General features: G+C 70.0%; 22 protein-coding genes and 1 pseudogene. 13 read left to right on the top strand and 10 right to left on the bottom strand.

All coding sequences use genetic code 11. The features are described 5' to 3' along the window. Window positions 1-55: 55 nt before the first annotated feature. Genes J7E94_RS31545 through J7E94_RS31530 form a run of 4 tightly spaced genes read left to right on the top strand, consistent with a single transcriptional unit; the run spans window position 56 to window position 4,217 of the window. Window positions 56-736 carry an LPXTG cell wall anchor domain-containing protein gene (locus tag J7E94_RS31545; RefSeq protein ID WP_215020237.1) on the top strand — a complete coding sequence of 227 codons (681 nt, stop codon included), beginning with the start codon at window positions 56-58 and terminating at the stop codon, window positions 734-736. 15 nt (window positions 737-751) lie between these two features. Beyond that, window positions 752-1,777, top strand: a complete 1,026-nt coding sequence (locus J7E94_RS35550; protein ID WP_215020236.1) for a DUF916 domain-containing protein — start codon at window positions 752-754, stop codon at window positions 1,775-1,777. Next, window positions 1,774-2,916, top strand: coding sequence for a hypothetical protein (locus J7E94_RS31535; RefSeq protein WP_308345574.1), 1,143 nt, complete (start codon window positions 1,774-1,776; stop codon window positions 2,914-2,916). The genes J7E94_RS35550 and J7E94_RS31535 overlap by 4 nt, the downstream gene beginning before the upstream one ends. After that, on the top strand, window positions 2,913-4,217 hold the full coding sequence (locus tag J7E94_RS31530) for a hypothetical protein (protein WP_308345572.1): 1,305 nt from the start codon (window positions 2,913-2,915) through the stop codon (window positions 4,215-4,217). Before J7E94_RS31535 ends, J7E94_RS31530 begins: the two co-directional genes overlap by 4 nt. Before the next feature lie 90 nt (window positions 4,218-4,307). On the opposite strand, the gene J7E94_RS31525 is transcribed toward J7E94_RS31530, so the two are convergent. Continuing rightward, window positions 4,308-5,822 carry a peptide MFS transporter gene (locus J7E94_RS31525; protein WP_215020235.1) on the bottom strand — a complete coding sequence of 505 codons (1,515 nt, stop codon included), beginning with the start codon at window positions 5,820-5,822 and terminating at the stop codon, window positions 4,308-4,310. Window positions 5,823-6,314: 492 nt separating this feature from the next. On the opposite strand from J7E94_RS31525, the gene J7E94_RS31520 reads away from it, so the two are divergent. Together J7E94_RS31520 and J7E94_RS31515 are read left to right on the top strand one after the other, a co-directional pair. After that, window positions 6,315-6,992: a response regulator transcription factor gene (locus tag J7E94_RS31520; protein WP_053681251.1), complete on the top strand. Its 678-nt coding sequence runs from the start codon at window positions 6,315-6,317 to the stop codon at window positions 6,990-6,992. A 13-nt stretch (window positions 6,993-7,005) separates the two neighbouring features. Continuing rightward, window positions 7,006-8,271 carry an ATP-binding protein gene (locus tag J7E94_RS31515; protein WP_215020234.1) on the top strand — a complete coding sequence of 422 codons (1,266 nt, stop codon included), beginning with the start codon at window positions 7,006-7,008 and terminating at the stop codon, window positions 8,269-8,271. Between the two features lie 9 nt (window positions 8,272-8,280). On the opposite strand, the gene J7E94_RS31510 is transcribed toward J7E94_RS31515, so the two are convergent. Further along, complete coding sequence (locus tag J7E94_RS31510) at window positions 8,281-8,832, bottom strand: GtrA family protein (protein ID WP_215020233.1); 552 nt, start codon at window positions 8,830-8,832, stop codon at window positions 8,281-8,283. Window positions 8,833-9,074: 242 nt separating this feature from the next. Here J7E94_RS31510 and J7E94_RS31505 point away from each other — a divergent pair, with 242 nt between their 5' ends. The 4 genes from J7E94_RS31505 (at window position 9,075) to J7E94_RS31490 (ending at window position 13,118) form a co-directional block, all read left to right on the top strand. Further along, on the top strand, window positions 9,075-10,193 hold the full coding sequence (locus J7E94_RS31505; RefSeq protein WP_251057518.1) for a 5-(carboxyamino)imidazole ribonucleotide synthase: 1,119 nt from the start codon (window positions 9,075-9,077) through the stop codon (window positions 10,191-10,193). After that, window positions 10,190-10,726, top strand: coding sequence for a 5-(carboxyamino)imidazole ribonucleotide mutase (gene purE / locus J7E94_RS31500; protein WP_215020231.1), 537 nt, complete (start codon window positions 10,190-10,192; stop codon window positions 10,724-10,726). The genes J7E94_RS31505 and purE overlap by 4 nt, the downstream gene beginning before the upstream one ends. After that, window positions 10,723-11,910 (top strand): dipeptidase, encoded by a 1,188-nt coding sequence (locus J7E94_RS31495; protein WP_215020230.1) that lies wholly within the window; start codon window positions 10,723-10,725, stop codon window positions 11,908-11,910. The genes purE and J7E94_RS31495 overlap by 4 nt, the downstream gene beginning before the upstream one ends. 140 nt (window positions 11,911-12,050) lie before the next feature. After that, the gene (locus J7E94_RS31490) at window positions 12,051-13,118 is read left to right on the top strand and encodes a membrane dipeptidase (protein ID WP_215020229.1); all 1,068 of its coding nucleotides are present in this window, start codon (window positions 12,051-12,053) and stop codon (window positions 13,116-13,118) included. A gap of 151 nt (window positions 13,119-13,269) precedes the next feature. On the opposite strand, the gene J7E94_RS31485 is transcribed toward J7E94_RS31490, so the two are convergent. Further along, entirely contained in the window at window positions 13,270-14,613 is a 1,344-nt protein-coding gene (locus J7E94_RS31485; protein ID WP_215020228.1) for a UDP-glucose/GDP-mannose dehydrogenase family protein, read from the bottom strand. A 194-nt stretch (window positions 14,614-14,807) separates the two neighbouring features. On the opposite strand from J7E94_RS31485, the gene J7E94_RS31480 reads away from it, so the two are divergent. Both J7E94_RS31480 and J7E94_RS31475 read left to right on the top strand, forming a co-directional pair. Then, on the top strand, window positions 14,808-15,980 hold the full coding sequence (locus J7E94_RS31480) for an acyl-CoA dehydrogenase family protein (RefSeq protein WP_215020227.1): 1,173 nt from the start codon (window positions 14,808-14,810) through the stop codon (window positions 15,978-15,980). Between the two features lie 100 nt (window positions 15,981-16,080). After that, window positions 16,081-16,299, top strand: coding sequence for a phage major capsid protein (locus J7E94_RS31475; protein ID WP_215020226.1), 219 nt, complete (start codon window positions 16,081-16,083; stop codon window positions 16,297-16,299). Between the two features lie 241 nt (window positions 16,300-16,540). Here J7E94_RS31475 and J7E94_RS31470 read toward each other — a convergent pair whose 3' ends face one another. The 7 genes from J7E94_RS31470 to J7E94_RS31440 all read right to left on the bottom strand — a co-directional run bounded on the left by J7E94_RS31470 (window position 16,541) and on the right by J7E94_RS31440 (window position 21,671). Next, window positions 16,541-16,969 (bottom strand): hypothetical protein, encoded by a 429-nt coding sequence (locus J7E94_RS31470; protein ID WP_215020225.1) that lies wholly within the window; start codon window positions 16,967-16,969, stop codon window positions 16,541-16,543. Window positions 16,970-17,040: 71 nt separating this feature from the next. Continuing rightward, window positions 17,041-17,481 carry a hypothetical protein gene (locus tag J7E94_RS31465; protein WP_251057508.1) on the bottom strand — a complete coding sequence of 147 codons (441 nt, stop codon included), beginning with the start codon at window positions 17,479-17,481 and terminating at the stop codon, window positions 17,041-17,043. Between the two features lie 406 nt (window positions 17,482-17,887). Beyond that, window positions 17,888-18,079, bottom strand: coding sequence for a hypothetical protein (locus J7E94_RS31460; protein WP_215020224.1), 192 nt, complete (start codon window positions 18,077-18,079; stop codon window positions 17,888-17,890). Window positions 18,080-18,145: 66 nt separating this feature from the next. Continuing rightward, the gene (locus J7E94_RS31455) at window positions 18,146-18,976 is read right to left on the bottom strand and encodes a helix-turn-helix transcriptional regulator (RefSeq protein WP_215020223.1); all 831 of its coding nucleotides are present in this window, start codon (window positions 18,974-18,976) and stop codon (window positions 18,146-18,148) included. Next, window positions 18,973-19,494 carry a DUF6879 family protein gene (locus tag J7E94_RS31450; RefSeq protein ID WP_215020222.1) on the bottom strand — a complete coding sequence of 174 codons (522 nt, stop codon included), beginning with the start codon at window positions 19,492-19,494 and terminating at the stop codon, window positions 18,973-18,975. The genes J7E94_RS31455 and J7E94_RS31450 overlap by 4 nt, the downstream gene beginning before the upstream one ends. Further along, window positions 19,475-19,684, bottom strand: coding sequence for a hypothetical protein (locus J7E94_RS31445; RefSeq protein ID WP_251057507.1), 210 nt, complete (start codon window positions 19,682-19,684; stop codon window positions 19,475-19,477). The genes J7E94_RS31450 and J7E94_RS31445 overlap by 20 nt, the downstream gene beginning before the upstream one ends. Window positions 19,685-20,258: 574 nt before the next feature. Beyond that, window positions 20,259-21,671 (bottom strand): hypothetical protein, encoded by a 1,413-nt coding sequence (locus J7E94_RS31440; RefSeq protein WP_215020251.1) that lies wholly within the window; start codon window positions 21,669-21,671, stop codon window positions 20,259-20,261. Window positions 21,672-21,825: 154 nt separating this feature from the next. Here J7E94_RS31440 and J7E94_RS35140 point away from each other — a divergent pair. After that, window positions 21,826-21,975, top strand: a pseudogene (locus tag J7E94_RS35140) (acyl-CoA dehydrogenase family protein); the annotation flags it as partial. Between the last annotated feature and the right edge of the window lie 16 nt (window positions 21,976-21,991).

The following is a 21,991-nucleotide window of genomic DNA, read 5'->3' as shown; positions in this document are numbered from 1 at the left end:
CAATCTGATGTGTCGTCAGTAACTTGTGGTCCCAAGGTCCGAGGGGAAGACGAAGGTGTCCGACCGGAAACGCTCCACCGCGCTCGCGCTGGCCTCCGCGCTGGCGGCCGGATCGGCGGTCCTGCTGGCCGCCCCCGCAGCCCACGCCGACGTCGTCGACGTCGCGTACGACTGCAAGACCCCGATCGGGGACAAGTCGGCGGTATCGCCCATCGACATCAAGGCCGTCAAGGAGGGCGACGGGTACAAGCTGACGATGTCCTTCCAGAAGGGCGTCTCCTCCAGCCCCGTCGAGCTCGGCAAGGGCGCGATGAGCCCCAGCGCCGTCATCCTCGTCGACGGAGCCGAGAAGGCCTCCGTACCGGTCTCGGGCCCGCCCAACCCCGAGGCGGTGCCCGCCAACACACCCATCAAGATCACCGACCTCTCGGGCACCTACACGCCCAAGAAGACCGGCAAGGCCACCTTCACCGCCGGCGTGCTCACCATCAAGGCGCTGGGCACTACGACCACCTGTACTCCCGGCAACAGCCCCAAACCCTCCCTGGAACTGGACGTCACGGCCGCCGGCGGCTCCGGCGCGCAGTCCGGCGGCGGCACCGGCGAGGACACGCTCCCGCAGACCGGACCCACCGACTCCGCCCTCGCCCTCGGCACCCTCGGCGGCACCGTGCTGCTCTCCGGCGCCGCCGGCGTGCTCTGGCTGACCCGGCGCGGCCAACGGGCCCGGTCCTGAACGGAGCACCCGGCCATGCCCGTGCTCCCTACATTCCGAAGGCTCGGGGTGCTGCTCCTCGCCGCCGCCGCGCTCCACACGGCCCCCGCGGCCCCGGCCGCCGCCGAGGAGCCCGGCTGGACCGCCGAGCCCGCCGCCGGGACGGCCGCCGCCGCCCGGCCCGGCGGGGCCCGCCCGTACTTCTACCTCGCGGGCACCGCCGGCACCGTACTGGAGGACCGCCTCGCCCTGGCCAACACCACCGACCAGGAGCACACCGTCACCCTGCGCGGCGCCGACGCCTACAACACGGCTGACGGCGCCCTCGAGGTGCGCCCGGCCGACCCCGCGGCCGGAGGCCGCTCGACAGACCCCGCGACCGCCGCCGGGGCCTGGATCAGCTTCGGCGCCGGCGCCACGGTGAAGATCCCGCCCCGCACCCGCGCGGTCGTCCCCTTCACCGTCACCGTCCCGCCCGCCTCCCCGCCCGGCGACCACCCCGCCGCCGTGGTCGCCACCGAAGCCGGCCACGAGGTGGGCGTACGGGTCCACCTGCGGGTCGGCGGCCCCACCCTGGCCGCCCTCACGGTCGAGGACGTCACCGTCCGCGGCAAGGGCTCGGCCGCGGTCGTCGCGTACACCCTCGTCAACCGGGGCAACGTGGCGCTCACCCTCGAGCTCGCCCTCCACGCCGACGGCCTCTTCGGCGAGGTCCCCGGCCGCAGCCCCCGCACCCTGCCGGTGGAACTGCTCCCCGGCCAGCGCGTGGAGCTGACCGAAAGGTGGCCCGGAGCCCCGGTCCTCGACAAGGTCCGCCTCGGCCTCACGGTCACCGCCCCCGGCGGCGCCCGGGCCACCGCCACCGCCTCGGTGTGGTGCGTGCCCTGGGGGATCGCCGCCCGCACCGGCCTCGGCCTGCTCGGCCTCGGCGTGACCACGTCGGCCGCGCTGCTCCTCGTACGCAACCGGCGGACCCGCCGGGACCCGCCCGACGGCGCGGCGCCCGCGGCCGAACCGACGACCCCCGCACCGGAACACGAACTGACGGGAGCCTCCAGGTGAGAAGACTCGGAGCCCTGCTCGCCGCGGGGACGGCAGCGTGCGCGCTCATCTTGCTCCCGGCGGCCCCGGCCACCGCGGCCGTCACCACCGCCGCCGGGGCCGCCGCCGTCACCGCTGTCGCCGCCGAGCCGAAGCCCGCCGTTGCGCTCTCCCTCCAGGAGGCCGCCAAGGGCACCGAGATCACCGTCGACGGCACCGGCTGGCCCGCCAAGACGCTGGTGATGCTGCTGGTCTGCGGCCAGAACATGATCGGCGGCACCAACAGCTGTGCCAACGCGGACGGCGCCGCCGTCTCGGTCGCCGACGACGGCCACTTCACCGCCAAGCTGCCCGTGGTGGCACCGCCGAAGCCCTGCCCCTGCGTCGTCAACGTCACCTCCGTCAACGGGGACCAGTCCACCGTCGCGACCGCCCTGAAGATCACCGACCACCCGGTGGCCGAGCTGCCCGCCGAATCCGGCACGGCCCGCCTCGCGCTGCTCACCGGGGTCCGGCTGGAGGGCGACGACGGGGTGCTGACCTGGTTCGGCGCTCCGCCGAGCCGCACGTTCAAGGTCACCGTCGGCAATCTCGGCTCCGCCCCGGTCAAGGACCCGGTCTTCCAGCTCGGCACCGCCCACGGGGTGTTCGCCCCGCTGTGGGAGGAGGTCCGCTGGAAGGGCACGATCCCGCCCGGCGGCAAGGCGGAGGTCGCCCTGGACGCCACCCTGACCGCGGGGGCGTACGGCGACTACGCGCTCTCCCTCAAGTACGGCGAGACGGTCCTGGCCACCCAGCCCTGGGGCGTGGACCGCCCGTACGGGGTCCTGCTCTTCTGGGGCCTGCTCCTGCTGGTGGTCCCGGCCGCGGTCTTCCGTGTCGGCATGGCCGTCGTCGACAAGGTCCGGCCCCGCGTCCCGGGCACCGCCGGCCGCCACCGCGGCGCGCGGTTCCCCGAGGCGGCGGCGGCCGTGACGGCCCGGCTGCCGAGGATTCCCGCCGTACGGGGCCGCGCGCCGGCCGCGTCGGAGCCGCCGGCGGCATCCCCCCAGACGACCACGGCGGTCCTGCCGTGGTTCACCCCGGACAGCGCGCCGGGCCCAGCACCACAGGCGTCCGCACCGTCTGAGAACCGTTCGACGACGAAGGGACATACGTGAAGACCCAACGGAGGGTGAGCGCGGCCGTGGTCGCGCTGCTGCTCGGCGGCGCGGGTATCGCCATGGGGGCTTCTCCCGCCCAGGCCGCCGAGGCCACATTCAAGGTCAAGTGCGTTCCGCCGGCCGGCGGCGGCGACCCGGTGGAGGGTGAGACCACCGCCAAGATCACGGCTCCGGCCACCGCCAAGGTCGGGGACGAGGTCGAGGTGTCCTGGGAGACGGTGAAGCCGGCCTCGAACAACACGGACCTGATGGACATCCCGCAGGACTCGGTCCAGCCCACCGGCTGGATCACGGTGGGCGGCGGGGGAGGCGAGCTGAAGGTCGTCGGGGAGAAGAAGAACCCGCCGATCCCGAAGAAGGCGCCCATGGTGATGTCCACGATGAAGGGCAAGCTGAAGCTCACCAAGGCGGGCAAGATCACCCTGACGCCAGGCAAGTACGACGTCGCCGTCACCTTCTCCTTCGGCACGTTCGTCACCAAGTGCGCGCCGGTGGGCGAGGTGAAGGGCGGGGCCACCATCGACGTGGCGGCCGGCTCCAGCGGCGGTACCACCAGCGGCGGTACCACCAGCGGCGGTACCACCAGCGGTGGCACCACGAACGGCGGCACGACCACCGGTGGCACGACCACCGGCGGCACGACCACTGGCGGAGGCGGCGGCCAGACCGACTTCCCGGGCAAGGCCGTCGAGGTCGCCTTCGACTGCGGTCCGGTCGTCCCCGGGGGCATCAAGACCCCGGTCACGATCAACGCCAAGAAGAACGGCGGCAGCTACGACCTGACCGTCAAGACGGCGAAGGGCGCGATGGCCGCGCCCATGGCCCTGCCGGCCGGGGCCCTCAAGCCCTCGATGAACGTCAAGCTCGGCGGCGCCGACAGCGGCATGGTCAAGGTCTCCGGCCCGGCCAACGCGGAGCCGATCGCGGACAAGGCCCCGGTCAGCCTCAACGACATGACGGGGACCTACAAGCCCGGCAAGTCCGGCAAGGTCACGCTGAGCCCGGACCAGCTGACGATCGACGTCACCATGGCCCCGGGCTCGACGCCGATCAACGTCCCCTGCAAGGCGACCAGCAGCGGCGTCTCGCTGGAGCTGGACACCGCCGCCCAGCCGGGCGGCTCCGGCTCCCCGTCCACCACCGGCGCCGCCACCACCACCTCCGGCGGCCTCGCCGAGACCGGCGCCGAGGACGAGGGCGGCATCAAGGCCCTGGCCCTGGTCGCCGGCACGGTGATCCTGCTCGGCGGCGCGGTGTTCACGTTCACCCCGTGGCGCCGCCTGCGCGGCACCCGGTAGACACGGAGGCAGACACGCAGAACAGCCCGGCACACCGTGAGGAGTGCCGGGCCGTTCCGTCTATTTCTTACTGCCCGTGGGCGGGGTGCGTCAGTGGACGCCACCCATGAGGCCCTGGACCTTCTTGCGGTACGAGTAGACCGCGAAGCCGGCCAGGGCGGCGGCGGCCGCCTGCAGGGCGATCACGCCGAGGCCGTTCAGGTCCACACCGGCGATGGAGAGCAGGCTGGTGATGCAGTCACCGGCGGTGACCGCGAGGAACCAGACGCCCATCATCTGGGAGGCGTACTTCTGCGGGGCCATCTTCGTGGTGACGGAGAGGCCGACCGGGGAGACGCACAGCTCACCGATGGTCTGGATCATGTAGATCGAGACCAGCCACATCGGGGAGACCTTGGCGTCGCCGCCCGCCATGTTCATCGGGACGATGAAGACGAAGAACGAGGCGCCGATCAGGACCAGGCCCATCGCGAACTTCACGATGGTGTTCGGCTCCTGGTTCTTGCGGGCCAGCCACAGCCACAGCCAGGCGAAGACCGGGGCCAGGGCCATCACGAACAGCGGGTTCAGCGACTGGTACCAGGTGGCCGAGAAGCCGAGGCCGAAGACGGTGCTCGCGGTCTTGTCGTCGGCGAACAGGGACAGCGTGGAGCCACCCTGGTCGTAGATCATCCAGAAGACGGCGGCGGCGATGAAGAACCAGATGTACGCGGTCATCTTCGACTGCTCGGCGCCCGACAGGTCCTTGTCGCGCTTGATGCGCGTCAGCACGGCGATCGGGATGATCAGGCCGGCCAGCGTCAGCGGGACCAGGGCCCAGTTCAGGGTGTAGGCGCCGAGGGCGACCACGGCACCGTAGAAGACGGCGATGCCCAGAACGGCGAAGACGGCCTTGGTGAGGACGGCCTTGCGCTCCTCCGGCGTCAGCGGGTTCGGGACCAGGCTGCTCTTCGGGCTCAGGTGCTTGGTGCCGAGCAGGAACTGGGTCAGGCCCAGGCCCATGCCGACGGCGGCCAGGGCGAAGCCCAGGTGCCAGTTGTGCTCCTTGCCGACCGTTCCGACGACGAGCGGGGCGACGAAGGCGCCGAGGTTGATGCCGATGTAGAAGAGGGTGAAGCCACCGTCGCGGCGCGGGTCCTCCGGGCCGTCGTAGAGGTGGCCGACCATCGTCGAGATGTTGGCCTTCAGCAGACCGGAGCCGGCGGCGACGAGGATCAGACCGACGAAGAACATCGCCTGGCCGGGAAGGGCCAGCGACAGGTGGCCGGCCATGATCACGAAACCGGCGATGGCGACCGTCTTGCGGGCGCCCCAGACACGGTCGCCGAACCAGCCGCCGGGCATGGCCATGAGGTAGACCATCGACACGTACACGGAGTAGATCGCCGTGGTCGTGGCCGCCGTCATCGCCAGGCCGCCGCCCTGGCTGCCCGTGGCGGCGTCGGCGCCGCCCGAGACCAGGTAGTAGACCAGAAGTGCGCGCATGCCGTAGTAGGAGAAACGCTCCCACATCTCGGTCATGAACAGAGTGGCCAGGCCACGGGGGTGGCCGAAGAAGGTCTTCTCGGCGGACGCCGCAGAACCCTCCGTCAGGCTGGAAGCCATGGTCGATCCTTGCTTGCTCGGGACGCCTGGCTTCGTGAGCTCATCAGCGCCCGGTGGGGGGTGGCCGGCACCGGCAACAGAGGCCCTGCCCCACGCCCGGGGGTCCGCCCCCCTTGTGCGGGGAGCGAAGGAACATCCGTCACCGGGATCCACGCCCGGCCGCGCACCATCGCGCGGCGGGCCCGGCCCACAGGTCATTCACTGTCATCAAGCCCGGCAGGCCAGTCCCTCAGGACTGTCCGGTCCGGTCAGGACAGAAGTAGAGACCCTTGGCGCGCTTTTCGGCACAAAGGTCCCTGAGGTAGTGCATCAGGCGTCTCGCCACCATACGACACGACACGGCGGCATATGAATGGACTTGAGATATGGATCACAGGCGTCGCGGGAACCGCCAGACCATATTCGAAGGTGGTTGATAGGTCATAAGCGCAGATAGGCAGGGGTCTGCAGGCAGGGCTCTCGATCCACCTCCTGCGGACTACCATCACCCACATGACGCGTGTACTGCTCGCCGAGGACGACGCATCCATCTCGGAACCCCTGGCCCGCGCCCTGCGCCGGGAGGGCTACGAGGTCGAGGTCCGGGAGGACGGCCCCACCGCCCTGGACGCCGGACTGCAGGGCGGCGTCGACCTCGTCGTCCTGGACCTGGGCCTGCCGGGCATGGACGGTCTGGAAGTCGCCCGCCGGCTGCGAGCCGAGGGCCACGGCTTCCCGATCCTGGTCCTCACCGCCCGCGCGGACGAGGTCGACACGGTCGTCGGCCTGGACGCCGGCGCCGACGACTACGTGACCAAGCCCTTCCGCCTCGCCGAGCTGCTGGCCCGCGTCCGGGCCCTGCTCCGGCGCGGCGCCACCGAGGCCAGCCAGCCCCCCGCCACCCACGGCGTGCGCATCGACGTCGAGTCGCACCGCGCCTGGATGGGGGAGGAGGAGCTCCAGCTCACGGCCAAGGAATTCGACCTGCTGCGGGTCCTGGTCCGCGACGCCGGCCGCGTCGTCACCCGCGACCAGCTGATGCGGGAGGTCTGGGACACCACCTGGTGGTCCTCCACCAAGACCCTCGACATGCACATCTCCTGGCTGCGCAAGAAGCTGGGCGACGACGCCGCCAACCCCCGGTACATCGCCACCGTCCGGGGCGTCGGCTTCCGCTTCGAGAAGAGCTGACCTCCCCCTCGCCATGCGCCGCCGCCTGATCAACTCCACCCTCGCCGTGGTCCTCGTCGTGATCGCCGTCTTCGGGATCTCCCTGGTCATCGTGGAGACCCGGACCATCACCAGCAGCGCCCAGGACCGGGTCGGATCCGAGGCGCTGCGCGTGGTGGGCATCGTCGAGTCGAACGTCCTGGAGAAGAAGCCCGTCGACCCCGACGCGCTCGCCGAGCAGCTCGAAACCGGCCGCTACGCCCGGATCACCATCCCGGGGCAGCCCACCGTCGAGGTGGGCGACCGGATCCCCGGCAGCGTCATCCGGGGCACCGCACGCGGCGAGCAGGGCGAGGTCGTGGTCGTCGAGGAGCCCCGCTCCACCGTGACCAAGGAGGTCGGGCGGACCCTGGCGGTCGTCGGCGCCGTGGCCCTGCTGGCCGTCGTGGCGGCCGTCCTGCTCGCCGTACGGCAGGCGAACCGGCTGGCCTCCCCGCTCACCGACCTCGCCGAGACCGCGGAGCGGCTGGGATCGGGCGACCCGCGGCCCCGGCACAAGCGGTACGGGGTCCCCGAGCTGGACCGGGTCGCGGACGTACTGGACTCCAGCGCCGAGCGGATCGGCCGGATGCTCACCGCCGAGCGGCGCCTCGCCGCGGACGCCTCGCACCAGCTGCGCACCCCGCTCACCGCACTGTCGATGCGGCTGGAGGAGATCACGGTCACCGAGGACCTGGAGACCGTACGGGAGGAGGCGACGATCGCGCTCACCCAGGTGGAGCGGCTCACGGACGTGGTGGAACGGCTGCTCACGAACTCGCGGGACCCGCGGACGGGCTCCGCGGTCCCCTTCGACCTCGACGAGGTCGTCAAGCAGCAGGTGGAGGAGTGGCGGCCCGCCTACCGCAGCGCCGGCCGGGCCATCGTGCGCTCCGGGAAGCTGGGCGTACGGGCCTTCGGCACCCCGGGGGCGGTCTCGCAGGTCCTGGCGACGCTGGTGGAGAACGCCCTGATGCACGGGGGCGGCACGGTCGCGCTGCGCACCCGGGTGGTCGGCAACCAGGCGGTGCTGGAGGTCACGGACGAGGGCCCGGGGGTCCCGCCGGACCTCGGGAACCGGATCTTCGAGCGGGCCATCAGCGGCCGCAACTCCACCGGGATCGGCCTCGCGGTCGCCCGGGACCTGGCGGAGGCGGACGGCGGGCGCCTGGAGCTGCTCCAGGCGCAGCCGCCGGTCTTCGCCCTCTTCCTCAGCCGGACGGCGCCGGAGCGGGCCGAGCCGGAGGCCACCGTCCGCTGAGCCCGCCCGCTAGTTGTTCGCGGGCTCCGGCTCGGGCGCGGGGACCGGCTCGGGCCTGCGCTCCGGCTTCGGCAGGGGGGCCGGCTCGGGCACCGGCTCGGCAGCGGAGGCCGGGGCAGCCGCGGGCAGGGCCTTGAAGACCCACGTCCGGTACGACCAGAAGCGGAAGACGGTGGCGGTGCCGATGCCGATGAACTTGAAGACGTTGGTGGCGACCGGGCCGTCCCAGCCGAAGCCGTAGGTGGCCGTGTACAGCACGCCGTTCTCGATGACCAGGCCGATCGCGCTGAAGGCGGCGAACAGGACCAGCTCGCGGGTGCGGCCGCTCTTGGCGCGGTCCCGGTAGGCGAAGTAGCGGAAGCCGATGTAGTTGGTGGCGATGGCCACGACGGTGGCTATCACGCTCGCACGCACCACCTGGAGGTCGGTGGTGTTCCGGATCAGGTTGAAGACACCCAGGTTGACCAGGACACCCAGGCCGCCGACCGCCCCGAACTTCGCGACCTCGCGGACGAGACCGCGGGCGCGTTCGAGGACAGATCCGTTCCCCGGCGTGCTCATCAGATGGTTCAGTCCCGTCGGTCACCGCCCCGCGCGGGGCGTCCGGTGTTCGAGGTCAACCCACCCATCGTAAGTGTCGCCCCTGGGGTCCGTCTGCGCCTTCCGGCACCGTGCGACACACGGCACACCAGGCCGTGGCCGGCCCGGACCCGGGGCCGGCCGACCGGTCCGCGCCAGAGCCCGCGTCCGGATGGCGGAATACCGCCGGATATCCTGGAGGAGTGACGTTCCCGGTAGTCGGCATGGTCGGCGGCGGACAGCTCGCCCGCATGACCCACGAGGCGGGTATCCCCCTCGGCATCAAATTCAAGATCCTCAGTGACACCCCACAGGACTCGGCGGCCCAGGTCGTGAGCGACGTCGTCATCGGCGACTATCGCGACCTGGAGACGCTGCGCGCTTTCGCGCGCGGCTGCGACGTGATCACCTTCGATCACGAGCACGTACCCACCGAACACCTCAGGGCCCTGGAAGCGGACGGCATCCCCGTCCGCCCGGGGCCCGACGCGTTGGTGCACGCCCAGGACAAGGGGGTGATGCGCGCCAAGCTCGACGAGATCGGCGCGCCGAGCCCCCGCCACCGGATCGTGCGCGATCCGGCGGACGTGGCGGCCTTCGCGGACGAGGTGGGCGGCTTCCCGGTCATCCTCAAGACGGTGCGCGGCGGGTACGACGGCAAGGGCGTGTGGTTCGTCCGCACCCCCGAGGACGCGGACGCGCCCTTCCGGGCCGGTGTCCCCGTCCTCGCCGAAGAGAAGGTGGACTACGTCCGCGAACTCGCGGCCAACATCGTCCGCTCCCCGCACGGCCAGGCGGTGGCCTACCCCGTCGTCGAGTCCCGCCAGGTGGACGGGGTCTGCGACACGGTGATCGCCCCCGCCCCGAACCTCTCGGAGGCCCTGGCGGGCGAGGCCCAGACCCTCGCCCTGCGCATCGCCCGGGAACTCGGCGTGACCGGCCACCTGGCCGTGGAGCTGTTCGAGACCACCGACGGCCGCATCCTCGTCAACGAACTGGCCATGCGCCCGCACAACAGCGGCCACTGGACCCAGGACGGGGCGATCACCTCCCAGTTCGCCAACCACGTGCGCGCGGTCCTGGACCTCCCGCTGGGCGACCCGCGCCCCCGCGCCAAGTGGACGGTCATGGCGAACGTACTGGGCGGGGACTACCCCGACATGTACACGGCGTACCTGCACTGCATGGCGCACGACCCCCAGCTGAAGATCCACATGTACGGCAAGGACGTGAAACAGGGCCGCAAGGTCGGCCACGTCAACACCTACGGCGACGACCTGGACGATGTGCTGGAGCGCGCACGCCACGCTGCCGACTACCTCAGAGGAACGGTCACGCAATGAGCACCTCCCCAGCAGGCCCCGTCATCGGCATTGTCATGGGCTCCGACTCGGACTGGCCGGTCATGGAGGCCGCCGCCCAGGCCCTGGACGAGTTCGAGATCCCCTACGAGGTCGACGTCGTCTCCGCGCACCGGATGCCGCGCGAGATGGTCGCGTACGGGGAGGAAGCCGCCGGACGCGGCCTCAAGGCGATCATCGCGGGCGCGGGCGGCGCCGCCCACCTGCCCGGCATGCTCGCCTCGGTCACCCCGCTGCCGGTCATCGGCGTCCCGGTGCCGCTGAAGTACCTCGACGGCATGGACTCGCTGCTGTCGATCGTCCAGATGCCCGCCGGAGTTCCCGTCGCCACCGTCTCGGTCGCCGGGGCGCGCAACGCCGGGCTGCTGGCCGTACGGATGCTGGCCGCGCACGACACCGAGCTGCTGGCCCGCATGCGCGAGTTCCAGCAGGAGCTGAACGACCAGGCGACCGAGAAGGGCAAGCGGCTGCGTACGAAGGTCGCGGGCGCGGAGTCCTTCGGATTCGGCAAGTGAGCGCCGCGCAGCGCCTGGCCGAGGCGCGCGAGCTGCTGGCCGAGCACCCCGTCGTGGACGGCCACAACGACCTGCCCTGGGCGCTGCGCAAGCAGGTCCGCTACGACCTGGACCAGCGGGACATCGCCGGCGACCAGTCGGCGTACCTGCACACCGACATCCCGCGACTGCGGGCCGGCGGCGTCGGCGCGCAGTTCTGGTCGGTGTACGTGAGCACCGAGCTCACCGGCGACGAGGCCGTCAGCGCCACCCTGGAACAGGTGGACGCCGTCGACCAGCTGATCGGCCGTTACCCCGCCGACCTGGTACGCGCGCTGACGGCGGACGACATGGAGGCGGCCCGCGCCGAGGGCCGGATCGCCTCCCTGATGGGCGCCGAGGGCGGCCACTCCATCAACAACTCGCTCGCCACCCTGCGCGCCCTGCACCAGCTGGGCGTGCGGTACATGACGCTCACGCACAACGACACCCTCGACTGGGCGGACTCGGCGACCGACGAGCCCCGGCACGGCGGCCTCACGGACTTCGGCCGCGAGGTCGTCCGCGAGATGAACCGCGTCGGCATGCTGGTGGACCTCTCCCACGTCGCCGCGACGACGATGCGCGACGCGCTCGCCGTCTCGGCTGCGCCGGTGGTCTTCTCGCACTCCTCGGCGCGCGCGGTCTGCGACCACCCGCGCAACATCCCGGACGACGTGCTCGCGCAGCTCCCGGCCAACGGCGGGGTGGCGATGGCCACCTTCGTACCGAAGTTCATCCTCCCGGCGGCCGTCGAGTGGACGCTGGCCGCGGACGAGAACCTGCGGGCGCACGGCCTCCACCACCTGGACACCACGCCCGAGGCGATGGCCCTGCACCGGGCGTTCGAGGCGGAGCGCCCGCGCCCGGTCGCCACGGCGGCGACGGTGGCCGACCACCTCGACCACATGCGCGAGGTGGCCGGCGTCGACCACATCGGCATCGGCGGGGACTACGACGGCACGGCCTTCACCCCCTCCGGGCTGGACGACGTGGCGGGCTACCCGAACCTGATCGCCGAGCTGCTGGCGCGCGGCTGGTCGAAGACCGACCTGGCCAAGCTGACCTGGTCCAACGCGGTACGGGCGCTGCGCGACGCGGAAGCGGTGGCCCGGGACCTGTCGGCCTCCCGCGGCCCGTCGAACGCGGTGATCCAGCCCGTTTGAGGGCGCGTAACGGCGGTTGCGGCGACCGGGTGTGACCTGCGGGTTTCACCCGAACGCCGCATCCGCCGGGCGACCCGGGCGCCCCCCGTGTCACGGTGGCACCATCTCTCCCTGCTGCCGCCGAGACCGGAGCGAACGCCATGGCCGACCTGCAGGATGAACCCCACTCAGTGGGCATCGGAGCAGAAGACCTTCCCACACCCGCGGTGGTGACCGGCGCCCTCGACCGGGCCGCCGTGCTGCTGTCCGAGCATCCCGTCGCGGACGGGTGCAACACCCTCGTCTGGACGCTGCGCCAGAGCCCCTACCACGACATCGACAAGCCGGGTGACAGCGGAGTCGACACCGACATCCCGCGGCTGCGCGCCGGAGGGGTCGGGGCCCAGTTCTGGTCCCTGCTGACCCCGCCGCCCGAGCCCGAGGCCGCCGACCAGCTGCTCTCCGGCACCCTGGAGCAGATCGACGTGGCGCTCGCCCTGATGCGTCGCTACCCCGACAACCTGCGCCTGGCGCTCTCCGCCGACGATATGGCGGACGCCCGCAACCGCGGCCGGATCGCCTCGTTCCTCGGCCCGGTGCCCGGCCGCACGCTGACCGACTCCCTGAGCGCGCTGCACGCCTTCCACGCCCTGGGCGTACGGCTCCTCGCGCCGGCGGGAGCGCCCTGGGCCCAGGAGGGCCTGACGGCCTTCGGCCACGAGGTGGTCAAGGAGGCCAACCGGCTGGCGATCCTGCTGGACCTCACCGGCTGCCCGCCGGCGGCGGCCTGCCAGCTCGCGGCCGCCTCCAAGTCACCGGTGGTCATCTCCAACACGGCCGCGGCGGCGCTGAACCCGTATCCGGGGAACGTGACCGACAAGGTCCTGCTGGAACTGCGGGCCGCCAACGGCCTGGCGATGATCACCTTCGACACCGCGCGCACCGGGGACTCCCTGCACGCGGTGGCCGACCACCTCGACCACGTCCGCGCGGTCGCGGGCCCCGAGTGCGTCGGTCTCGGCGCCGCCTTCGGCACCGAACCCCGCCACCCCCGCCCGGCAGGCCTGACCGACCCCTCCGGCTACCCGCACCTGATCGCGGAACTCCTGGAACGCGGCTGGCCGGAGTCCGACATCGCCCTCCTCACCTGGGGCAACGCCCAGCGCGTCCTGCGAGACGTGGAATTCACCTCGCGAGCCGCCCACCACCGCCGCCCCGACGCCACGTGACGCGCCGCTGCGCCGGGGGCGCCTCCCACGCCCGGCGCCGACGCCGGGCATTTCCAGCCCCGCCGGCGTGTGGGGCGCGGGGTCCGGGGCGGAGCCCCGGGAAGCGGCGCGGCACCCTGCCCCAGACTCCGTCCGGGGGACTCCCAGCGGGTCAGGCCCTCGGGCGCCCCATCGCCCGATAGGTCCAGCCCGCCCCCCGCCACCGCACCGGATCAAGCGCATTGCGGCCGTCCAAAATGAGGCGGTCCGTCACCACCCCGCCCAGCTCGGCCGGATCAAGGTCGCGGAACTCGCGCCACTCCGTGAGGTGGAGGACGACCTCCGCACCCCGGACGGCCTCCACCGCGGAGCCCGCGTACCCCAGCGTCGGGAAGACGCGCCGCGCGTTGTCCATGCCCTTGGGGTCGTAGACGGTGACCTGCCCGCCCTGGAGGTGGATCTGCCCGGCCACGTTCAGGGCGGGGGAGTCGCGGACATCGTCCGAATCCGGCTTGAAAGTGGCGCCGAGCACCGCCACCCGCTTGCCCAGGAAGGACCCGCCCACCGCCTCCCGGGCCAGCTCCACCATGTGCCCGCGGCGCCGCATGTTGATCGAGTCGACCTCCCGCAGGAAGGTCAGCGCCTGGTCGGCGCCCAGCTCGCCGGCCCGCGCCATGAACGCCCGGATGTCCTTCGGCAGGCAGCCGCCGCCGAAGCCGATGCCGGCCCGAAGGAACTTCGCGCCGATCCGCTCGTCGTAGCCGATGGCCTCGGCCAGCTTGACCACGTCGCCGCCCGCGGCCTCGCACACCTCCGCCATCGCGTTGATGAACGAGATCTTGGTGGCGAGGAAGGAATTGGCGGCGGTCTTCACCAGCTCCGCAGTCGGGAAGTCGGTCACCACCAGCGGGGTCCCCTCCGACATGGGGGTCTCGTACACCTCGCGCAGCAGCTTCTCGCCGCGCTCGCCCTGTACGCCGATCACGATCCGGTCGGGGTGCAGGGTGTCCTGCACGGCGAAGCCCTCCCGCAGGAACTCCGGGTTCCAGGCCAGCTCCACCCCCTCGCCCGCCGGGGCCAGCTCCACGAGCTTCGCCGCCAGCCGCTCCGCCGACCCCACCGGCACCGTCGACTTGCCGACCACGAGCACCGGCCGTGTCAGGTGCGGGGCCAGGGATTCGATCGCGGAGTCGACGTACGACATGTCGCACGCGTACTCCCCGTGCTTCTGCGGAGTGTTCACGCACACGAAGTGGACGTCGCCGAAGTCCGCGACCTCCTCCCACGAGTGCGTGAAGCGCAGCCGCCCCGTCGACCCCGGCAGCCCGGCCACGTGCTTGCCCAGCAGCTCCTCCAGCCCGGGCTCGTACATCGGCACCCGGCCCGAGGCCAGCATCTCGATCTTCTCCGGCACCACGTCCAGCCCGAGCACCTCGAACCCGAGCTGCGCCATCGCCGCAGCGTGCGTAGCGCCGAGGTAACCGGTGCCGATCACAGTGATCCTGAGGGGGGCCATGGGTGCTCCAGAGGTGCGGGGCCGTTTGCGGCCACTGAGCATAGTCGGGCCCACCAGCGAAGACGCTCCCCAGGAGGCCACCGCTGTCACGCAACTCACGTAGGCCGCCCATATCGCCATCCGTGACCGGCCCACTAAGCTTGGGTTACTTAACGGTAGTTAGCATCACGCATCACCCTGGGGAGTGAGAGATCTTGGCGGGTTCTGCCGACTTCGACCTGTACCGCCCGGCCGAGGAGCACGACATGCTCCGCGAGTCCGTCCGCTCGCTCTGCGAGGCGAAGATCCTCCCGTTCGCCGCCGCGGTCGACGAGGAGTCCCGCTTCCCGCAGGAGGCCCTCGACGCCCTGGTCGCCAACGACCTGCACGCCGTCCACGTGCCCGAGACCTACGGCGGCGCGGGCGCCGACGCCCTCGCCACCGTGATCGTGATCGAGGAGGTGGCCCGCGTCTGCGCGTCCTCCTCCCTCATCCCGGCGGTCAACAAGCTCGGCTCGCTCCCGGTGATCCTCTCCGGCTCCGAAGAGCTCAAGGCCAAGTACCTCGGCCCGCTCGCCAAGGGCGACGCGATGTTCTCGTACGCGCTCTCCGAGCCCGACGCGGGCTCCGACGCGGCCGGCATGAAGACCCGCGCCGTGCGCGACGGCGACTTCTGGGTGCTCAACGGCGTCAAGCGCTGGATCACCAACGCGGGCGTCTCCGAGTACTACACGGTCATGGCCGTCACCGACCCTTCGATGCGCTCCAAGGGAATCTCCGCCTTCGTCGTCGAGAAGTCGGACGAGGGCGTCTCCTTCGGCGCCCCCGAGAAGAAGCTCGGCATCAAGGGCTCCCCGACGCGCGAGGTCTACCTCGACAACGTCCGGATCCCGGCCGACCGCATGATCGGCGCCGAGGGCACCGGCTTCGCCACCGCGATGAAGACCCTGGACCACACCCGCATCACCATCGCGGCCCAGGCGCTCGGCATCGCCCAGGGCGCCCTGGACTACGCCAAGGGCTACGTCCAGGAGCGCAAGCAGTTCGGCAAGCCGATCGGCGACTTCCAGGGCGTGCAGTTCATGCTCGCGGACATGGCCATGAAGATCGAGGCCGCCCGCCAGCTGACCTATGCGGCGGCCGCCAAGTCCGAGCGCGTGTCCGCCGGAGGCGGCAAGGAGGACCTCACCTTCTTCGGCGCCGCGGCCAAGTGCTTCGCCTCCGACGTGGCCATGGAGGTCACCACCGACGCCGTCCAGCTCCTCGGCGGGTACGGCTACACGCGTGACTACCCGGTGGAGCGCATGATGCGCGACGCCAAAATCACGCAGATTTACGAAGGCACGAACCAGGTCCAGCGCATCGTCATGGCCAGGAACCTTCCGTAGCAGGGTTTTCGCAGATCAGCCGCCCTCTCGGGTGATCGGGGGGCGGCGGTCGGCTTCCGGTCCGTCCAGGCCCGTTCCGGGCTGTTCCTGCCCCATTCTGGTGAGCAGCTTCCTCGCACCCAAGACTGTTGCGGTTGCGGTTGCGGTTGCTGACGCTTCCCGCATCGTTGTCGGCGTTCGCCGAAACGCTCAGGTGAAGGTGAGCAAGGACGCTCGCTTCTCCTCGGATCAGGTCGGCTTCAAGCTGACCATGCGTATGGCTGGCGTTTCCCTCGCCGAGCCTGGCTCGGTGCAGATTGTGAAGGCTGCGGCAAGCTAGGCCCGTACTTCGCAGGTCACCCGTTAGGAACGCCTCAACTCAAGATCGTTGGCCGATCTCGGCCGCGTTGGCCCAGCCGTGACAGACCGCACGGCGTCAACTATCCGATGGCGACCGATCGCGACCGGTTGATCTTCACGATCGGGTGACCTGCGAAGTCCGGGGCTAGGTCGACTGCAAGTGGAAATCCCCGCACCCGAAAGGGTGCGGGGATTCTCTGCGTTTCAGCCCCAGGCAGGCGCTAGGCGGTGTAAATCGTGGGTTGCTCCGCTACCTGGTCTGGGGTGAGCCCGTCGACGGTCAGGTTTCCTGTCCAGAGCTGGTCACGGTTGGCGTACGTCGTATCGAATCGGACGCGCTTCCCGCCCGGTTCCAGCTTCCACCCCTGATCTGGGAAATGCGCGATGAGGTCGCTGCCGCACACGAATGCCCGGGTGGCTTGAGTGAGTACCCATTGCACCAACTCGTTTTCGCTGGCCGTGGGCCGGCCGCAGTTGCGGGCCATCTGCCATAGGCGTCCCCATTCGACTCCGGGGGTTAGCGGGCCGATGATGGCCACGTCTCCGATTCGCCGTTCGTCCAGGTGATGCGTGGCATACCCGAAGGCCACGCCGAACATGGCGAATACGGTGACTCTGCTTCTCCCGGTTAGACCCTCGTCAGATGCCATGGGCGGTACCTTTGCTCAGGGTAGGACCCGGGTACCTGTGACGTGCCCGGGTCCTACTTCGTTCGAAGGGATCAGCAGCCGTCGCCGTCACCACAGCAGGCGGGCGGGTTGCAGTCCTTCGCGGCGCCCCACAGCCGTTCGTCGACGTAGAAGCCTGCGGCCTTGACCCGGTCGACCACCGAGCCGATCAGCGGACGCGTGCGGACGGTGGCCTTCGGTTCGTGGTCCAGGAAGTAGCCGAACTGCTCCTGACACCACGCCGCGTAGGCGCGGGTGTGGAGCGCGAACGAATGCCACCCAGGGTCAACGACCTGGGACGGGGTCATGTCGAACGCGCGAGCGTCGCCCATGACCTTCAGGAAGGCAAGGGCCTGGTCCACGATGCTTCGGGCCGTGGACAGTTCGTGCCCGTACTCCTCGGCGCAGAACTCGGAGACCTTCTCGAACAGTTCGGGACTGACAAGGTCCCGACCGCGCCGTAAGGTGACAGGTGATTCCACCATCGTCGTCATAGCGAGACTCCTTCTGTCGTGGGTGAAGGTCAGGCGGCAGGCGGGGGCGGGAACTGGTCCCCGCCGGTACCGCCGGACTTGCTGCCGGGGTCAGGGTTGGCTCGCATCTCAGATCACCCCCTTGCGGCTGTGGCTTGCCTTTCTGCCCGCCCTGGTGGGGGCGGGAGGCTGTGTCAGGTCGTCCCGACCCGATGAACAAGGGCGATGTCCTCGAACCCTCGTATGAAGCGGCTGTGACCGCCGTTCAGGCCCGTGTGGGTCATGCACTGCCGATCTACCTCGGCCACGTCGGGGCCGGGCACGGCCGACCATCCACACCCCTCGTAGAGGCAGCTCGCCACCACGGTGGGTGTGGACGCGGGGTCCCTGATGATTCGGTGTTCGGTGTGCCGGATGACTGAGCGGGTCATCGGCGCGATCCGTCCGCCTTGACGCACCGGGCGTGCCAGTACGCAACCCTGGGTGGGCCGTCCTTCCCGGCGAGCATCCCTCGCCGGGCGAGCTGGTGAAGGGGGATGGGCATGCTGCACGACGGGCACGTCTCGCGCTCTTTCGTGTAGGTCGCGTACTCGTACGTGTCCGCCTGCTGCGTAGCCATTGCGCACCCCTTCACCGCCGTCGTCGGGAATCGACAGCCAATGGTGGCCGGGTGCGGGGTGTGTTTCTAGCTGGTTTCCTGTTCCCTCAAGAAGTCGTCCCGGATGCGCGCGGCGAGGTCCCACATATTGTCACCTGAAAGGGCGACCGCGTGAAAAGCGTTAAACTTGTCTTCGTACAGCTCGATATCCCGTACTTCGGTGGTGGTGATTTCAGCGTGGGGGATCTCGATGATGGCGAGCCGGCTGTCGAAGAGAACAAAGGACGATGTGGGCAGCCCCGGCATGGGCTCACTCAGCGGGACAATGCCTATCTCGATGTTCGGCATCCGCGACATGGTGACGAGCTTGTCTATCTGCGCGGCCATCATGGGGGCCGGAATAAGTCGCCACCTGAGCACTGATTCGGTAATCAGAAATCGAAAGGTTCGCGCCCTGTCATAGAGTGCCTCCTGGCGGCGCAGGCGTGCGCCGATCATCTTTTCTAGAGCATCGTCGGTCAGCTCCGAACTCTGCTGTACCCCTCGGACGTATTCGGGGGTCTGGAGTAGACCGGGAATACATGAAGGCTGGAACACCCTGAGTAGGGTTGTTTGGGCCTCGACTGCCTGGATCTCTTCCTGGTGCTTGTAGAGGCCGGTACGCCGGTAGATGCGCCAGGCCGTGGCTTCTGTGGCTACCTTGCGGGCCACCTCCGCTAGCTCGGCCTTTATCTCGGCGGAGACCTCCAGGGCCTCCAGGACGCGTTCGACATCGAGAACGGAGGGAGGCAATGCCCCGTTCTCAATCTTGCTCAGTTTGCTTGGGGACATGGCTGCGCTGCGGGCGACCACTTTTGCCTGCTTTCCGCTGGCTACTCGCAATTCCCGCAGCGCTTTACCCAGGTCGGTTCTGTTCACACTTCCCCGTACTGCTCCCACCAATCGGCGAATGGTACGGCGTGACTCAGGGCTAGGTCACGGAGAGCCACCCATTCCGCAGCGGCGGAGTGGGATTCGGCCCCCAGGAACCTTCCGCCCTCTCCGTAGTTCATTGAGACCACGGATGATTCATCGAACATCCAGAAGTCCGGAACCCCTTGCAGCGGGTTCGGCTGGTCTGTGGTGTCCAGGATGAAGAACTCTTCTCCGGCCTTTGCGTTCTTGCGATAGCCCCATCCGAGCTCGAATCGGAGATAGTCCGTCATGGGACGCGAGAGGATGTGGACGCGGTACATGCGCTTTCCAGCCTGAATATTGCCGCGTACCTCGTCGGCCCATTCCTGGTTGTAGTTATCAGGCTGGTCCTCACCGGCCAGGAATGCGCGGATCATCTCTGGGTCAGATGATCCGCTGTAGTCGTCCAGTGTCTCCAGCCGGAAAGCCTGCCGGCGGAAGTTGGAGAACAGCTTCTCGAACTCAGCGGGCGAGATGCTCACGCGCGTACCTCTCGATGATCTCGGCGGGGATGCGGACCACGGACTCACCCGCAGGGATCTCGATGCCGACGACGACCCCCGCGTCCGCCACGTCGTAGCCCTGCACCAGAAGGTCTCCGGTTTCCTCCACGCGGTACAGCGTGGCGCATGTCCCCTTCTCGCACTCCCCGACCAGCCGTGTCACTGCCATGCCGTCCCCCTGCTGTGAGGTCTTCGGTTGTGTCCCGTTCGATGCTCGCGACCCCGCGCCCACGGGGTCAAGGGATCACAGTTGAGAGAACGGGAAACCGGTGAGGTCACACCCGACCCGTTCACCGACTCGGCGGACGGCCCCGTGCGCGGCCCTACGGGCTGGAGAAGGGGGGAGGTACGGTGAGAGCCCTCGCAGGCGCCGGGGGCTCCTAGGTGGGAGCGTTCCCGTACGTCGCCCCAGGCTGGCTTGGGGCGACGTGCTGGCGATCATGGGGGAATCCTGGGGAGACCCCCTCTCTAGAGGGCGTCTTCGCTGGTCAGAGCGGTGCGTACCGTGAAGCGCGCAGATTTACGAGGGCACGAACCAGGTCCAGCGCATCGTCATGGCGAGGAACCTGCCGTAACCCCTGCCTGACCCGCACGTACGCGAATGGCCCCCGGCTGCTGCCGGGGCCATTCGCGTTGCGCTGTTCGGGCTGCCCGATGACGTACGTGCCCTTCGCGGGGCAGGGTCGCCACGAGCCCGCTGAGCCCGGGGCCGACGGCCGGAGACTGCTCGTGGGCCATCCGCCCTACGGCCGGTCCAGGATGTCCGTCACGCGGTGGGCGTAGATCACGCGGCCGCAGGGGGAGCCGGTGTCGGTGCAGCCCGGGTCCGTGGTGTCCATGCGGTGCTCGGTCAGCGACCAGAGGTACTGGGTACCCGTGCCCACGGGGACGGCGCTCTGGGCGTGCTCGAAGGAGAGGTCCTCGGGCCCGACCGCATTGGTGATGTTGCCGCCGTAGTCCACGAGGCGGCCGCCGGAGACGGTGGCCCGGCGCAGGCTGCCGCTGTTGTTGAGGTAGCTGCGGTTGAAGTAGTACATACCGTTGTACCGCGCCGCGCCCTGGGTGAGGTCGCGCGGCAGGTAGTACGCGTCGGTCGCGCTGACCACGCCGTTGGCCATCTTCAGGAGCCCGGTGGCGTCGTCGATGGGCAGGGCGCCGACCCGGCCCTTCTCGGGGTGCGTGGAATCGACGTTGCAGTACTCGCCCATGACCAGCGCCGGCGCGGCGGTGTTGCTGCGGTCGATCGAGATGTAGGACGCCTTGGGGGCTCCGGTCGCCACGCAGGTCGCCGCCGACGAGGAGTTGCCCTGGGCGCTGACGAACTTGTACGAGGCCACCTGCGGCATCACATAGCGGTACGTGTGGCTGTAGTAGACGTTGCTCTGCCGGCCGATCTTGGTCTCGTCCGTGACGTTGCTCTTCAGGCCGTCGAGCGTGGTGTCGTCCACCGAGGCGTTCTGGTCCGGGTTGAGGTCCAGGATGGAGCGCATGTCGAAGACGCGCAGGCCGTTCATGGTGTCCGTGACGTACAGGTAGTACTTGTACCAGGCGATGCCGCCGGCGTGGACGTCGATCGCCTTGTAGGAGATGTGGTTGTACGAGTTGTAGTACGGCTCGACCAGCAGGACGTGACGGTACCGGCGGCCATCGGGGTCGCCCGGTACCTCGGTCTTCGGGTCGAGGAACGACAGCCGCACGCCCTTGCTGCCGACCTTGTCGTACCAGGCGGTGACCAACGGCTTGCGGGAGCCCCAGAGTTCGTCGGCCTGTGCGTCCGAGACGCCGGTGATGCCCTGGGGTATCCATTCCTCGGTGGTGGAGTCGCCCGGGTCCCAGCAGAACTTCTCGGCGGGGGCCAGCACGGTGCCGTTGTCGCCGGTGCCGAACGGGTCGGTGGTGCAGGAAGCGCCCGTCTTCGCTGTCCGGTTGGCCTGCTCGAGCAGGTTCTGAACGCCCTGCACCGGCAGGGCGGCCTTCAGGTCGGCCACGTGGCCGCTCAGATCCGGTCCGGACTTGAGATTGAACGAAGACGCGGTTGCCGCGTCGCCGGGAGCGGCCTGCGCGGGGGCGCCGAGCACGGGGACCAGGAGCACCGCCGCGGCGAGCATGGCGGCCCAACTGGCGTGCCGGAAACGGGATGGGGGGGACGTCGGCATCTCTGACCTTCACTCAGGGGAGGGGGGGAGGTCGAGATCATTCCAGTCGACGCGCTGTCATGTCCACCGAATGTCGGCGGGCCCGGCTCCGCGGGGCGGAGCCGGGCCCGGTGAGGTGACGGGAGGTCAGGGGCAGCTGATGCGGATGCCGCCCGTCACCACGGACGCCGTCCAGCTCCTCGGCGGCCATCGCTGCACCCTCGACTACCCGGTCGAGCGCATGATGCGCGATGCCAAGATCACCCGGAACGGCGAGGGCGCGAACCAGGTCCAGTGCATCGCCATGGCGCGCAACCTGCCGTAGTGGCGGGGCCCTGACC

It is taken from the genome of Streptomyces sp. ISL-94, from assembly GCF_018614075.1.
Taxonomy (GTDB): Bacteria; Actinomycetota; Actinomycetes; order Streptomycetales; family Streptomycetaceae; genus Streptomyces.
This window is presented reverse-complemented; position numbering and strand designations above follow the sequence as displayed.

What these genes read in the sequence shown, in the direction of transcription:
- J7E94_RS35550 (WP_215020236.1), top strand. Translation starts at nt 752, where the DNA reads ATGCCCGTGCTCCCTACATTCCGAAGGCTCGGGGTGCTGCTCCTCGCC.
- J7E94_RS31525 (WP_215020235.1), bottom strand. Translation starts at nt 5,822, where the DNA reads ATGGCTTCCAGCCTGACGGAGGGTTCTGCGGCGTCCGCCGAGAAGACC.
- J7E94_RS31520 (WP_053681251.1), top strand. Translation starts at nt 6,315, where the DNA reads ATGACGCGTGTACTGCTCGCCGAGGACGACGCATCCATCTCGGAACCC.
- J7E94_RS31515 (WP_215020234.1), top strand. Translation starts at nt 7,006, where the DNA reads ATGCGCCGCCGCCTGATCAACTCCACCCTCGCCGTGGTCCTCGTCGTG.
- J7E94_RS31510 (WP_215020233.1), bottom strand. Translation starts at nt 8,832, where the DNA reads ATGAGCACGCCGGGGAACGGATCTGTCCTCGAACGCGCCCGCGGTCTC.
- J7E94_RS31505 (WP_251057518.1), top strand. Translation starts at nt 9,075, where the DNA reads ATGGTCGGCGGCGGACAGCTCGCCCGCATGACCCACGAGGCGGGTATC.
- purE (WP_215020231.1), top strand. Translation starts at nt 10,190, where the DNA reads ATGAGCACCTCCCCAGCAGGCCCCGTCATCGGCATTGTCATGGGCTCC.
- J7E94_RS31490 (WP_215020229.1), top strand. Translation starts at nt 12,051, where the DNA reads ATGGCCGACCTGCAGGATGAACCCCACTCAGTGGGCATCGGAGCAGAA.
- J7E94_RS31485 (WP_215020228.1), bottom strand. Translation starts at nt 14,613, where the DNA reads ATGGCCCCCCTCAGGATCACTGTGATCGGCACCGGTTACCTCGGCGCT.
- J7E94_RS31470 (WP_215020225.1), bottom strand. Translation starts at nt 16,969, where the DNA reads ATGGCATCTGACGAGGGTCTAACCGGGAGAAGCAGAGTCACCGTATTC.
- J7E94_RS31465 (WP_251057508.1), bottom strand. Translation starts at nt 17,481, where the DNA reads ATGACGACGATGGTGGAATCACCTGTCACCTTACGGCGCGGTCGGGAC.
- J7E94_RS31460 (WP_215020224.1), bottom strand. Translation starts at nt 18,079, where the DNA reads ATGGCTACGCAGCAGGCGGACACGTACGAGTACGCGACCTACACGAAA.
- J7E94_RS31445 (WP_251057507.1), bottom strand. Translation starts at nt 19,684, where the DNA reads ATGGCAGTGACACGGCTGGTCGGGGAGTGCGAGAAGGGGACATGCGCC.
- J7E94_RS31440 (WP_215020251.1), bottom strand. Translation starts at nt 21,671, where the DNA reads ATGCCGACGTCCCCCCCATCCCGTTTCCGGCACGCCAGTTGGGCCGCC.